This window comes from Paenibacillus sp. 7523-1 (assembly GCF_002276415.1).
In the GTDB taxonomy this organism is placed as follows: Bacteria; Bacillota; Bacilli; order Paenibacillales; family Paenibacillaceae; genus Paenibacillus; species Paenibacillus illinoisensis_A.
Genome location: NZ_NPBR01000013.1, coordinates 228,981 through 242,475, shown reverse-complemented (window position 1 = coordinate 242,475; position 13,495 = coordinate 228,981). Strand labels below are relative to the sequence as shown.

The 13,495-nt window shown below is 48.7% G+C and carries 11 protein-coding genes; 9 read left to right on the top strand and 2 right to left on the bottom strand.

Annotated elements, in window-relative coordinates:
* Window positions 1-40: 40 nt before the first annotated feature.
* A complete protein-coding gene (locus tag CHH60_RS16165) occupies window positions 41-2,275 on the top strand; it encodes an MMPL family transporter (RefSeq protein WP_095360099.1) in 2,235 nt (744 codons plus the stop codon).
* Window positions 2,276-2,507: 232 nt separating this feature from the next.
* Window positions 2,508-3,461, top strand: a complete 954-nt coding sequence (locus CHH60_RS16160) for a nucleoside hydrolase (RefSeq protein WP_095290977.1) — start codon at window positions 2,508-2,510, stop codon at window positions 3,459-3,461.
* 178 nt (window positions 3,462-3,639) lie between these two features.
* Here the strand turns inward: CHH60_RS16160 and CHH60_RS16155 are convergent, their stop codons facing one another.
* Window positions 3,640-4,371 (bottom strand): DUF3105 domain-containing protein, encoded by a 732-nt coding sequence (locus CHH60_RS16155; protein ID WP_176476083.1) that lies wholly within the window; start codon window positions 4,369-4,371, stop codon window positions 3,640-3,642.
* 269 nt (window positions 4,372-4,640) lie between these two features.
* Window positions 4,641-5,549, bottom strand: coding sequence for a hypothetical protein (locus tag CHH60_RS16150; protein ID WP_110758512.1), 909 nt, complete (start codon window positions 5,547-5,549; stop codon window positions 4,641-4,643).
* 359 nt (window positions 5,550-5,908) lie between these two features.
* Between CHH60_RS16150 and CHH60_RS16145 the strand changes: the two genes are divergently transcribed.
* From CHH60_RS16145 to CHH60_RS16115, 7 genes are all read left to right on the top strand, one after another.
* Complete coding sequence (locus CHH60_RS16145; protein ID WP_095290982.1) at window positions 5,909-6,253, top strand: Na-translocating system protein MpsC family protein; 345 nt, start codon at window positions 5,909-5,911, stop codon at window positions 6,251-6,253.
* A gap of 236 nt (window positions 6,254-6,489) precedes the next feature.
* Window positions 6,490-7,560, top strand: a complete 1,071-nt coding sequence (locus tag CHH60_RS16140) for an ABC transporter substrate-binding protein (RefSeq protein WP_095360327.1) — start codon at window positions 6,490-6,492, stop codon at window positions 7,558-7,560.
* Window positions 7,561-7,659: 99 nt separating this feature from the next.
* The gene (locus CHH60_RS16135; protein ID WP_095360096.1) at window positions 7,660-8,598 is read left to right on the top strand and encodes a nucleoside hydrolase; all 939 of its coding nucleotides are present in this window, start codon (window positions 7,660-7,662) and stop codon (window positions 8,596-8,598) included.
* A 221-nt stretch (window positions 8,599-8,819) separates the two neighbouring features.
* Window positions 8,820-9,641: an ABC transporter permease gene (locus CHH60_RS16130; RefSeq protein ID WP_095290986.1), complete on the top strand. Its 822-nt coding sequence runs from the start codon at window positions 8,820-8,822 to the stop codon at window positions 9,639-9,641.
* A 6-nt stretch (window positions 9,642-9,647) separates the two neighbouring features.
* Complete coding sequence (locus CHH60_RS16125) at window positions 9,648-10,439, top strand: ABC transporter permease (protein WP_095360095.1); 792 nt, start codon at window positions 9,648-9,650, stop codon at window positions 10,437-10,439.
* Window positions 10,440-10,457: 18 nt separating this feature from the next.
* A complete protein-coding gene (locus tag CHH60_RS16120; protein WP_095290989.1) occupies window positions 10,458-11,516 on the top strand; it encodes an ABC transporter ATP-binding protein in 1,059 nt (352 codons plus the stop codon).
* Between the two features lie 93 nt (window positions 11,517-11,609).
* Window positions 11,610-13,349: an adenine deaminase gene (locus CHH60_RS16115; RefSeq protein WP_095360094.1), complete on the top strand. Its 1,740-nt coding sequence runs from the start codon at window positions 11,610-11,612 to the stop codon at window positions 13,347-13,349.
* The last annotated feature ends 146 nt before the right edge of the window (window positions 13,350-13,495 follow it).

The following is a 13,495-nucleotide window of genomic DNA, read 5'->3' as shown; positions in this document are numbered from 1 at the left end:
AATACGGTTTCATAGAAACAGAACAGGAGATGAAGAAACGATGCAAGAAGGATCGGGCTACGGCCGCTGGGTTGCGGGCAAACGAACCAAATGGATTACACTGTTAGTATGGATTATTATTGCGGTTGTACTCGGCGTGGTATGGCCAGCCGTAGGCGAGCGCGAGACGAATAACGCAAAAGACCTGAGTGATTCCAAGCCGTCCGTACAGGCAGCTGCGATTGCCCAGCGGGAGTTTCCGGGTGGAGAAGGCCTCCCTGCATTAATTGTTTGGCATCAAGCCGGCGGGCTGACAGACCAGCAGATCGAACAGATTCAGGCGCTGACCGAGCGGCTGGATCAGGATCCGGTAGAGCAGCAGCAAGCGGTTGTGCCATTGTATCAATTGCCGCCACAGGCGATTCAAGGCCAGCTGTCGGAAGACGGAAGTACGCTGGTTATGCCGCTTTTCTTCAATGAAGGAGCAGACTCTGAACAATTGAAGGAAGGCATTGAGGCGGTCGAGCAGAAAACGGAGGACATTTTTGGCTCCAATCCGTTTGATGTCGCTATAGATGATGCCAGTGCTTTAACTGCACGGGTCACCGGACCTGTAGGTATATCCATTGACGCGAGCGGACTATTTTCATCGGCCGACGTATCCCTGTTGATCGCAACGGTGGTACTTGTTCTGGTACTCCTGCTGCTAATCTACCGTTCTCCGGTACTGGCGATCATCCCCATTATTGCGGTTGGTTTCGCCTACATGGTCACGAGTCCGATACTCGGCTTCATGGCGGATCAGGGCTGGATTACGGTTGATGCACAGTCCATTTCCATCATGACCGTATTATTGTTCGGAGCGGGTACGGACTACTGCCTGTTCATGATCTCCAGATTCCGCCAGATTCTCTATCATGAGCCGGACAAAAAGAAGGCGTTGTTCCAGGCCATCACCGGATCATCAGGTGCGATCGCCATGAGTGGATTCACAGTCGTTGCAGCCCTGCTCGTGCTGCTGCTGGCTGAGTACGGTGCATATCACCGTTTTGCTGTTCCATTCAGTTTGTCCATTTTCATCATGTTTATTGCCAGCTTGACGCTGGTTCCGGCACTGCTTGCCATCTTCGGGCGAGGATCATTCTACCCGTTCGTACCACGTACGCACGAAATGGAAGTGGAGCGTGCCAAGAGAAAAGGCAAACCAGCTCCGGCTCCGCGCAAAATCAAGGAAAGCTGGATTGGTCGCACAGTCATCACCAAACCATGGACTGTACTGGCCATTACGCTGGTACTGCTCGGTGGACTGGCTGCCTTCTCCAGCCAGATCAAATTTACGTATGACCTGCTGTCTTCCTTCCCGGAAGACGTACCTTCACGTGAAGGATTTACGGTCATTGGGGAACAGTTTTCCGAAGGCGAATTGGCTCCAGCCAAGGTCATTATAGATTCAGAGGGCAAGGAAACCGATCTGAAGCAGCGTCTCGAAGCATTGGATTATGTAAGTAAGGTGGGTGAAGCCCAGCAGGGTGCTGAGAATGCCAACATCACCGCCTATGATGTCGAGTTTAACTTGAACCCATACTCCATGGAGGCTATGCAGCATATTCCCGATTTGCGGGCGACGGCTGAGCAGGCATTAACTGACGCAGGAATTACCAGTGTGGACAGTCACGTCTGGATTGATGGTCAGACTGCGGAGCAGTACGACATCGAAGTAACCGGAGAGCGGGATGCGAGCATCATTATCCCTGTTGTCATCGGCATGATTACACTGCTGCTTTTGTTATACCTGCGCTCTGTTGTAGCGACGGCGTATCTGATTGCAACAGTGGTGCTCTCCTATTTCTCGGCCCTGGGTCTCGGATGGCTTATCATCCATTATGGCTTGGGTGCAGATGCCATTCAGGGTGCGATTCCGCTGTATTCATTCGTATTCCTGGTAGCACTTGGTGAGGACTATAACATCTTCATGATCTCAAGTATCTGGCAGAAACGCAAAACGATGCCTTTACGCCAAGCGATCAAGGAAGGTGTAGGCGAGACAGGTTCTGTTATTACTTCCGCAGGTCTGATTCTTGCAGGTACGTTTGCCGTGCTGGCAACACTGCCTATTCAGGTATTGGTGCAGTTCGGAATTATTACGGCAGCGGGTGTGCTGCTCGATACATTCCTTGTTCGTCCATTCATGGTACCGGCCATTACAGCCTTGTTGGGCAAATGGGCATTCTGGCCAGGCAAATACAAGCCTGTCGCCGAAGAAGCAAGAGAGAAGCAAACTTCCTCCTCTATGTAATTTGAAGTCCGAATTCATCGAGGATGGATCCATTCCACCCTCGATGAGCAGTGCATGGGTTTAGAAGATGCGGGCAGTGCGAACAACAGCACTGCCCGCATTTTTATGGCAACTCTGAGGGGATGGTTTACGTATAACAGGGTTTTGGGACATAATAGAGGGAACGTTGGTCCAGGGGCTGACGGATGAAAGTACATCAATGGGACAACCAGGGGAAGGATGAAAGTAAGTAATGACGAACCAACTTAATGTGTATTTTAACCATGACGGCGGCGTGGATGACCTCGTATCGCTGTTCATGCTTCTGCAGATGGATAATGTAAAAGTTACAGGTGTATCGGTTATTCCGGCAGACGGATATTTGGAGCCAGCGACGGATGCCAGCCGTAAGATTATTGATCGCTTCGGTACATATTCCGTCGAAGTATCGAAATCCAACTCCAGAGGTAAAAATCCGTTTCCTGCAGCGTGGAGATTGCACTCCTTCTATGTAGATGCACTGCCTATATTGAACGAATCTGGCAAAATGGAAGCGCCTTTGTCAGCTGTTCCGGCTCACCAGCACCTGATTGAGAAGGTTCGTAACACAGAAGGCAAAACACTTCTTTTGTTCACGGGCCCACTGACGGACCTCGCACGTGCACTTGACGAAGCACCAGACATTGAAGAGAAAATCGACAAGCTGGTTTGGATGGGCGGTACGTTCGAAAAAGGAAACGTGGAAGAGCCTGAGCATGATGGCACAGCCGAATGGAACGTATTCTGGGATCCGGAAGCGGCTTACCGCGTATGGGAAAGCGGCATCCAGATCGACCTGGTTGCACTGGAGAGCACGAACAAAGTACCTCTTACACCTGCTGTGCGTAATCGCTGGGCAGCAGAGCGCCGCTTCGAAGGTGTGGACTTCCTCGGAAACTGTTACGCAGGATGCCCGCCACTGGTGTACAGTGAAACGAATTCCACATATTATCTGTGGGACGTGCTGACAACAGCTTCCGTTGGTCGCGAAGATATCGTGAAGAAGAAAACCGTGAACTGCATCGTAATTCCGGATGGTCCAAGCCAGGGCCGTACGGTAGAGCAAGCGGACGGACGTCCTGTGCAGCTGGTGTACGATACGGATCCGGATGCATTCTTTACTTATATGACCGATCTGGGTAAAAAGGCTGCTCCGCAGCGCTACTAATCCAGACAACCACAGCGTTGTCTTCTGCTATTAGAAGATCATAAAAAAAGCCGCAGGCAGAGCGCCCGGGATTTCTCCCGGGTGCTGCCGTGCGGCTTTTTTTAATCACACAAACATAGCTGCGTGTCATTGCGTTCTCCGTGAATCCAGGATTCGACGTGTAATGGAGCATCAACGATTACATCGTTCCGCCACCTTGGCGAATAGAAGGAGGAATTTTCTCTGGTCCCTGGTTAATGTACCGGTTAATAAATGTACCAACTTTGGCATCGTCGAAGGTGTCCAGCTTCATCGTTTTGGTCCAGGCCGTCACGACGACTTCACTGCCCTCTGGAATATCAATGTTTGGTACAGCCAGTATACCGGCCCCGGCCTCACGGAACTTGGTCAGATATTTCAGGTGCTCCTTCAGTTCGTCACTGGCGTTCTCACGATAATAGATGATGATATCGCCATGCTCCAGATTGTGAACAAGATAAGGATATCCCGGGAAATCGGTGTAAAAGCCAAACTTGATGTCATGTGGGTTATGAGGCCCTGAAGTGGGAATAGTCATGTCGTAATCAATAGGGTCTTCCGTATGTTCTGCACCATAGTAAGGGTCATCCGTTACTTCAATGTTGGCGTTAGCGTTAAGATCAGCCACGTCATATTTGTCGAATGCACCTTGCGTGAAGAACAGAATAAGGATTATGACAGAGACGCCGAGCAATGCGTGTGCAGCCAGCCGGATGGAGCGGCTTTTCTTTTTGATAGTGGCTCGTTCATCTTTCTTCATATGACTTAGTACTTTGCTCTGTGTACGCGAAGCTAGGATATAAGCTGCGATGGAGAGCAGGAGCAGGACTGCCCCTACAATGAGCCACAGATAGGATGTTCCTGCCTCGTGGTTCATTTGCATGTGATTCATATCGTGATTCATCGATTGATCCTCTTCTTTCTTTTCTAAAATGGAAATGTCCTTAATAACACTACATTATGTAGTGTATAACTGCGCCGAGAACCCTTCTTCAAGGAAACAGTGAAGTTCCCGGTACGTAAATTCAAACATAAGGTTTGCACTACACATTATAGTGTATCGAAGATGCCAGTGCAATCCTGGATCGGGAAACGAAAAAAGACTCTTCTGAACAAAGCAGAGGAGTCTTATCGTAGATGTAATTTGAAATAAAAATCGGATTACAAACGACCAAATGGTGAAAGCATCATGCCCAGAATTCCAAGAATGGAGCCTGCGAGCAAACGGTACAAAATATAGAGCAAAACAACGTTAGCAATAAGGACTGTATACATGCTGTCAATGGCTGACTTCGTACGATTGAGCGGATGTTGGAACAGCACCGCATTCATGCCTGCAAAAACAATGACATACGAAACAGCCAGCAGGAAGATCGCGATCGGATATGAAATAAAGATAAACAAGTTCGCGAGTACAAGTGCTGCAACAGACGGAACAAGTAGGGTACCATACTGTGCTACTAGCGTTTTCGGACGGAACGTTATTTTCTCGATTTTCAATACAGCATAGATCAGTACTACAGCCAAAATCAGGATAATAGCGGTAAACAGCAGCGGACGTATGAATCCAGCTACGAACAAACCACCCATATCTAACCGGCTGAAGGTAAGTAAAAAGTATGTAGAGGACAGGATTGCAATGAGAGCCATCGTAATTAATCCGTTCAGCGCGTGTTGATCGCCGACAGTTTTCATCGTTTGGTAAGGACGGGCTAGGACGCTAAGAAAATAGGATATGTACTGTTTGCTGACTTCTTTGGCTTGCTGCACCTTCTCATTTTGCATGACATTGTTCCACTGATTGGTGTCTCCTGCAGTCGAGTGGTCATTCGGGCCGGAATTGCCATACGTCTGGTCATGAGGTGTTGGAGCAGAAGGTGTACGGGATGGAACGGATGAAGAAGGTGCTGCTTGCGTACTGGACCAACGTGTATATTCCGATTCGACAGCAGCAGCTGATTCGTGGTCACGGGGAGTGGTAGAAGAAGATGGGGATTGAGTCAGATCTGTACCACACCTCTCGCAGTAATGTGCATTTCCATTTTCATGATTACATACCGGGCATTTCATAACAGGGGCCTCCAATTTCATATATGAAGTAATATAGACATTTTGTCTCATTTTAACGTTTGGTGGCGAAGTTTGTCTATGTTTACAGCGTAATTAATAACCGTTATTTCCCAAATTACACGAACGGTGTATCAATAATGATTTTCCAAGCAACAATATTATAGGAAGTCATCAGGTAGAGAGTTTTCGTTTACAGTGGAATTGGCATATGAATTTCGGTGTTTTTTTGGTCATCGTTCGCTTTTATGTGTTATTTGCATGTTAAGTATATCTTTTGGGTTGCCTCCTACCTCATATTTATGTATAATCAAACGTGTTAACACGTCGAATGTACGGTAGTAAATGATGAAGGTGAATTCATGGAACTGCTGGACAGTAATGAAAGTAAGAAAAAGATGTGCCAGTATTACAACGAAATTTCGAAGGAACTATTCGGCTTCGGTACCACTCTCCTGAGAGTGACCGTGGATCAGAATATTGTGACCTTCTTTGCCAAGCACCGACGTTCGCCACGCTCTGACGCCCTGGAAGGGGAGGCCCCCGGCTTGAAGCTGGAAGTGGACTTCCGCATGTCTGTCTTATATAAGAAGAAATTCCGGGAGAAGCTCGAGCAGCACATGGGTTTGCCAATTGAAGCTGTACTAAGGGATTACGATGCGTCCACACAGTGGGCCATTACGAATATCATTCTGGAACAGGCATAACGTGGATCGACTGGTTCGATTCGGGTCATGCGCGTGTTTCGATTATATCGTCCCAACAATTTCATATGATGGCGTCTAGTCTTCGGATTGATTCTGAAGCAGAAACCAATGATGTACCGGCAGCGGGTGTCGCTTTCCTTTGTTTACGAAGAAAAGTGTTCTTGTTCTTACAAGAATGCTTTTCTTTTTGTTTTTTTTATACACATCACACATTTCAGGAGGAATTCAGGATCATGATGAAAAAGTGGGTTAGCGGTTTGGCAGCAGTGGCAATGACATCGGTATTACTTGCAGGTTGCGGCAGCAGCACGGATGATGCGACAGGTGGATCAGGCAGCGAGGGAACAGCAGCGAACAAACTGGTGATCTCCACTTGGGGCTTCTCCGAAGATTTCTTCAATGAAGAAGTATTTGGTCCATTCGAAAAAGAACATAATGTTGACATCGTGCTTGAAGTCGGCAACAACGCTGAGCGTCTGAACAAAATCCGTCAAGGTACATCGAATGTTGATGTCATTTACCTCTCCGACTACTATGCACAACAAGGTATCGATGAAGGTCTGTTTGAGAAAATCGATCGTTCCAAAATTCCGAATGTTAATGATATTTACGATATTGCCAAAGCACCACTTGGCGAAGATTATGGCCCGGCTTACACGGTTGGACAGCTCGGAATTGCCTACAATCCTGACCTCGTTTCCAAAGAAGTGACTTCATGGAGTGATCTGTGGGATCCGGCATTCGAGAACAACCTGACGATCCCGAATATTACGGCAACAGCAGGCCCAATGGTCGTGGATGCAGCTTCCCGCGTAGCTGGAAACGATACATTTAATGAAGATGCGGCATTTACGAAACTGAAAGAATTGAGCGGCAATGTCGTTAAATTCTACAGCCAAACGTCCGAGTTCGTGAACATGTTCTCGCAAGAAGAGATTGCAGGCGGACCGATCATGGAAATGTACTTCAAAGATCTGAAAGCAGCTGTGCCAAATGCGAAGTTTGTTGCACCTAGTGAAGGCGCATATGCAGTCATGAATACAATTAACGTCGTGAAGGGCAGCAAAAACAAAGAACTGGCTGAAGAGTTCATCAACTGGCAGCTGAGCCAGGATGTACAAGCGAAGTCCGCCAAAGCCAAAGTGGATTCACCGGTAAATACCAAGGTTGAATTGACTGCAGAAGAAGCAGAAGGCGTGACGTATGGCGCTGACGTGGTTGAGAAGCTGAACAAGCTGGATATGGAATTCGTGAACCAACAAGCGAAAGCTTGGACGGATCGTTGGAACCGTGAAATTGCACAATAAGAAACATTAAATAGAGCTAGATCAGAAAGACAGATAGCGACTTATCGAAATGAATAACCTTTGCAGCAAGCACGATCAATGGTAAGGAGTGGAGAACGTATGAGTGAGGCGTTACAACGTATCATCTTGGATGTGGATACGGGTATTGATGATGCGCTGGCCATTTTGCTGGCCGTCAAGAGCCGGAAGCTGGACATTCTCGGCATTACCACAGTCTGCGGGAACGTATCGCTCCAGCAGGCAACGGATAATACATGCAAGATTCTTGAACTGGCGGATGCGCCTGATATTCCAGTGATTGCTGGAGCGGCCAGTCCGCTCACCCGACAATCACATTATGAACATCGGGTACATGGACAGGATGGATTGGGCGGAGCACTGCCTGATCCGGCCGTGTCCAAGCAAGCGGAAGAGGGTTTTGCCCCGGACTATATTATAGAGCAAGCCAAGCTGTATCCGGGTGAACTCACGCTGATTATGACTGCGCCTTTGACCAACCTGGCACTTGCCTTGCTGAAGTGTCCAGAATTGCCTTCTTTATTGAAGGAAGTGATCTTCATGGGTGGCGTTGTTCGTGGACATGGCAATATTACACCGACCGCAGAGTACAATACGTACGCTGATCCGGAAGCTGCACGTATTGTTCTGCATGCAGGCATTGAGAAGCTTACGCAGGTTGGCCTGGATGTCACGCGACAAACGCTGCTGAATGAAGCTACGATTGAACGTCTCACAGATCCTGCGCTGCGCGCGTACGTGGCTCAAAGCACAGAGATTTACATCAACCGTTACGAACAAATGAACGGCATCCGGGCTTGCGCACTGCATGATCCGCTGGCAGTGGGCGTTGCCTTTGCACCCGAACTGGTAGGGCGCAAATCGTATTACGTGGATGTCGAAACGGCCAGCCGTCTGTGCGATGGCCAGATGGTATGTGACTTCCAAAACCGTTTGGGCCAGCAGCCCAACACGCTTGTCTGCGAAACAGTGGACGCGGAAGCGTTCCTTGAACTTTTTATTAACGCATTAAATGCGTAGCTATGAGCGTTAAATTCGTTTTTTACACGAGAACGAAGTGACAGAAGAAAGCTGGAGAAGCGAAGCGTTCGCCTTTATCCCCGGATTTTAACCTTTGACAAAGGAACAAAAAAATCTGGGGATAACAGCGATCGAAAGATTCTTCTGCAACGGAGTGAGTTAGTGTAAAGTTGTGACTTTAACATGTGAATAAAACCATCTTATAAGTCAGGAGTACCGCGATGAAGAAATCAGTAATCTACTGGCTATTGCTGCCGGGGTTCGTGTTTTTGGCGGCATTTATGATCATTCCGATTGTCCTGACGATCGGATCAACGTTTTTCCAGGAAAACTCCTTCACGTTTGAAGGATACATGCATTTTTTCAGAGACCCTTACTTTTTGAAAATATTGCTTACGACGCTGCAGGTCAGCGTGGTCACCACCCTTGTCTGTGTGGTGCTCGGATTCCCGACAGCTTATTATATTTCGCAAAAAGCGCCGCGCCGCAAAGGTATCCTGCTGGCACTGGCCATTTTCCCATTGCTGACAAGCCCGGTTGTACGCTCGTTCAGCTGGATGATCATTCTTGGACGCAAAGGTCTGATCAACAATGCACTCGTTGGCTTGGGCATCGTGGACAAACCGCTGGATATCCTGTACACGCCGGCAGCCATGATGATTGGTCTGACTCACCTGTTCCTGCCGCTCATGATCATTTCTCTGGTCGGTGTGCTTGAGAACATCGATAATGATCTGCTCAAAGCGGCACAAAGTCTGGGAGCTTCGCGTATCACGGCATTCCGCCGGGTCGTATTCCCGCTGGCTGTGCCAGGGCTTGTGATCGGAGCCGTGCTTGTCTTTGTCGGAAGCCTCACAGCTTATACGACGCCTGCGCTTCTTGGAGGCAAGCAGCGCGTTATTGCCACGTTCCTGTATCAAAACGCCATGACCCTTAACGACTGGTATCTGGCCTCGGTCGTTGCCGCAATTATGATTGTCATCACGTTTGTCGTGGTCGGTGTCATGAACAAAATGGCCAAAACTTTAAATCCGAAGGGGTAGACACATATGCGGGAGAAACATATCGGGCTGGGCCTGTTCAGTCTGCTGGTCTTTATCTTTCTGCTGGGCCCGCTTCTGATCATATCGGTCACTTCGTTTGAACCGGGAACGGTACTCAAATTTCCACCGGAAGGTTTCTCCTTCCGCTGGTACGAAAATATTTTTAACACAGGCGGGTTCCTCCGCACGTTCCAGACGTCGATCATCATTTCCCTGCTGGGGAATCTGTTGGCGCTGCTGCTCGGAGTACCGGCTGCCTATGCACTCAGTCGTTACGATTTCAAAGGCAAGTCTGTGCTGAACGCATTGTTCCTGTCCCCGGTACTCATTCCGGGAATCGTGCTTGGTTTTACATTGATGAAATATCTGATCGTAATCTATCATCTGCCGATGTATCTGGGTCTGCTGATCGGTCATACGATTATCATGCTTCCATTTATCATTCGCGTCATTGCTTCCAGTCTTTCGAGCTTTGATTTTGCTGTGGAAGAAGCTGCACTGAGTCTCGGCGCAGGACGGGTAAGAACGTTCTTCCAGATCGTGCTGCCCAACATTCGTTCGGGGATTCTGGCGGCCGTGCTGATTGCCTTCCTGGAGTCGTTCAACAACGTGGATATCTCCGTGTTCATGACCGGACCAGGGGTAAGTACACTGCCGATTCAGATGCTGACGTATGTGGAGAACTACTTTGACCCAACAATCGCAGCCATTTCCGTGCTGCTGATGGTACTGACTGGACTTTTAATGTTCGTGATCGAACGGATCATGGGCGGATTTTCATACTTTACTAAACGTTAATTGGAGGCGCAGAACGCTATGGCATTGCTGACATTGGATCGCGTATCGGTGGCTTACGATAACCAGACGATCCTGAAGGATTTTCAATTGGAGCTGGAAAAAGGTAAGCTGCTCTCCCTGCTCGGACCGAGCGGTTGCGGCAAAACAACTACGCTGCGCCTCATCGCCGGATTCCTGGAAGCAACACAGGGCAAGTTTATGTTCGGCGGCAAGGACTATACGAAGGTTCCGGTAAACAAGCGGAACTTCGGATTTGTATTTCAGAGTTATGCGCTATTCCCGCATCTGTCTGTCTATGACAACGTGGCCTTCGGCCTGCGGATGCGCAAGGTAAAAGACAAGGATATCTCTGCACGCGTTATGCGTATTCTGGAAGTGGTGAACCTGAACGGCTTCGAGAAGCGTTTTCCGCAGGAACTGTCCGGTGGACAGCGTCAGCGGGTGGCGATTGCACGTGCACTCGTAATCGAACCGGATCTGCTGCTGTTTGACGAACCACTCAGTAACCTGGATGCCAACCTGCGACTGAACATGCGGGTGGAGATTCGCCGCATTCAACAGGAGCTTGGTATTACAACACTGTATGTATCCCATGACCAGGAAGAATGCTTCTCGATCTCGGATCAGGTAGCCATCATGAACAAGGGCGTTGTCGAGCAGCTCGATCGCCCGGAGACCATTTTCAAATATCCGGCAACGGAATTTGTAGCCCAATTTATTGGATTCCATAACTTTATTGAGTTTGCTGAACGCAGTGATGCAGGAGACCAGATCTCGCTAAAAGCGGGAGGTCGTTTGTTTACAGCGACAGCTCATCCTGGAACAGCACGTCCTGGCGCTCGCAAAGGTGCAATTCGCCCGGATGATCTGATCGTCAGTGGAGATACGTCAGCGGATCTGGCCAATGCTTTGCCAGGTATCGTGAAGGTGAGTACGTATCTTGGACGCAGCTATCAATATGTGATTGAGACCGAACTCGGTGATTTTACGGCAAACCAGGAGATGGAGACACCGTACCTCAGCGGTCAGCGTGTCAGCCTGATTTTCCCACAGGACAAGCTTGTCCTCGTTGAATAGAAGTAATATTCGTGAATAGCAGCAGGAAGCAGCAAAGGCAGCATGCTGCATGATTGGATATGCAGCATGCTCAAAAGAAGGAGATTATGCCCCATGCGTGCAGATCAACTGATTGTGAATGTAAATGTGTATAACAGTTATTATAAACGGTTTGAATTGAATAACGTCGCTGTACTTGACGGCAGATTCATGTATGTCGGACCCGGCGGTCCTGAACTGATTCAGGCAGACGAAGTGATCGATGCGCGGGGAAGATACATGATTCCTGGCCTGATCGATATTCACCTGCACATTGAGAGTACCATGGTGACGCCGACTACCTTTTCCCATGGCCTGATTCGCTGCGGAGTAACGTCCATTGTAGCGGAACCGCATGAGATGGCAAATGTGTTCGGACTGGAAGGTGTACAGGAGATGATGGCTGCGAGTCGGGAGACCACGGTCAACATGTTCTATGCCATCCCGAGCTCCGTTCCGGCAACGCCGATGGAAACAACGGGCGGATCTATTGAGATCGAAGATATGGATGTACTTCTCGCAACCGGAGAGATCATCTGTCTGGGTGAAATCATGAACTACGTGGATGTCATCCGTGATCCGGAATGTAAGACCAACCAGATTCTCCAGCATATTCGCCGAAATTATCCGGATCTCGTGATTGAAGGTCATACACCGAAATTGCTAGGGCTGGACCTGCACCGATTGATCTATGCAGGTGTGGACTCGGATCATACCCATCAGAGCATTGAAGGACTGCAGGCGCGGATTTCAGCAGGCATGTTCATTGAGATCCAGGAGAAATCGATGACCCCTGAAGTTATGGAATACCTAATTCAGCATGATGTGGCTCAGCATTTCTGCTTCGTGACGGATGACGTTATGCCGGACTCCCTCATCCAACGAGGTCATCTGGATCATATTGTGCGTAAGGCCATTCAGATGGGCATGCGTCCGGAGGATGCCATCTATGCAGCAACGTCTACACCAGCATCCCGAATGAAAATGACGGATCGGGGCAGCATCGCCCCAGGCAAGGTGGCAGATTACGTTCTCATATCGAATCTGGAAACATTGGCGATTGATCAAGTGTACAAAAATGGCCGGAAAGCTTATGACGACTACGAACCGTATAAGCAGGAACGGATGACGGGGCAGTTCCCGCACCATTTCTATAACAGTGTGCAATTGGACAAGCTGACAGCAGAGGACTTCACGATTTCATTGAGCGATCCCAAAGTTAGGGATACTGCTAATCAGGCGGAACAAGATTCATTCAACTGCCGTGTAATGATGGTGAAGGACGGCTCGACCTTTGTGGAAGAACATATCGCAGAGGTTCAGGCATCGAGTGGGGAACTTGAGTGGGAAGATAGTGGATACGGACAGATTGCTACCTTTGAACGATATGGTGTGAACGGTAATCGTGCACATGGCTTGATCGGTGGAGATACGATTAAACGGGGAGCCATCGCAACGACATATTCACATGATAACCACAACCTTCTGGTCGTTGGCCGCAACCGTGAAGATATGATTCTGGCGGCTAACACGGTCATTTCGAGCCAGGGTGGCTTCTGTGTGGTAGAGGATGGCAAAGTACTGTCCCATCTGGAACTGCCTGTAGGCGGTATTTTGACAGAAGAACCGCTTGCGGTTGTGTCTCATCAAGTGAAGGAATTGCGGGCAGCGATGCTCTCTCTTGGTTATGTTCACTATAACCCGATCATGTCGATCAGCACCCATTCCCTTGCAGTGAGCCCTGCGCTGAAAATTACAGATCACGGTTTGATTGATGTGAATGCAGGCAGGGTTGTACCGTTGGTTGTAGAGTGAATGGATAGTTCATTCAATTGAAGAACATGAATAGGTAGGTATACTGTAGAAAGAGTGCAGTATAGCTACCTTTTTTGCTGTTGGTTTAAGGCGAGATAAGCATCGATCTTTCTTTTCCACGTTCAATGTTCATTTTTACGCTCCTT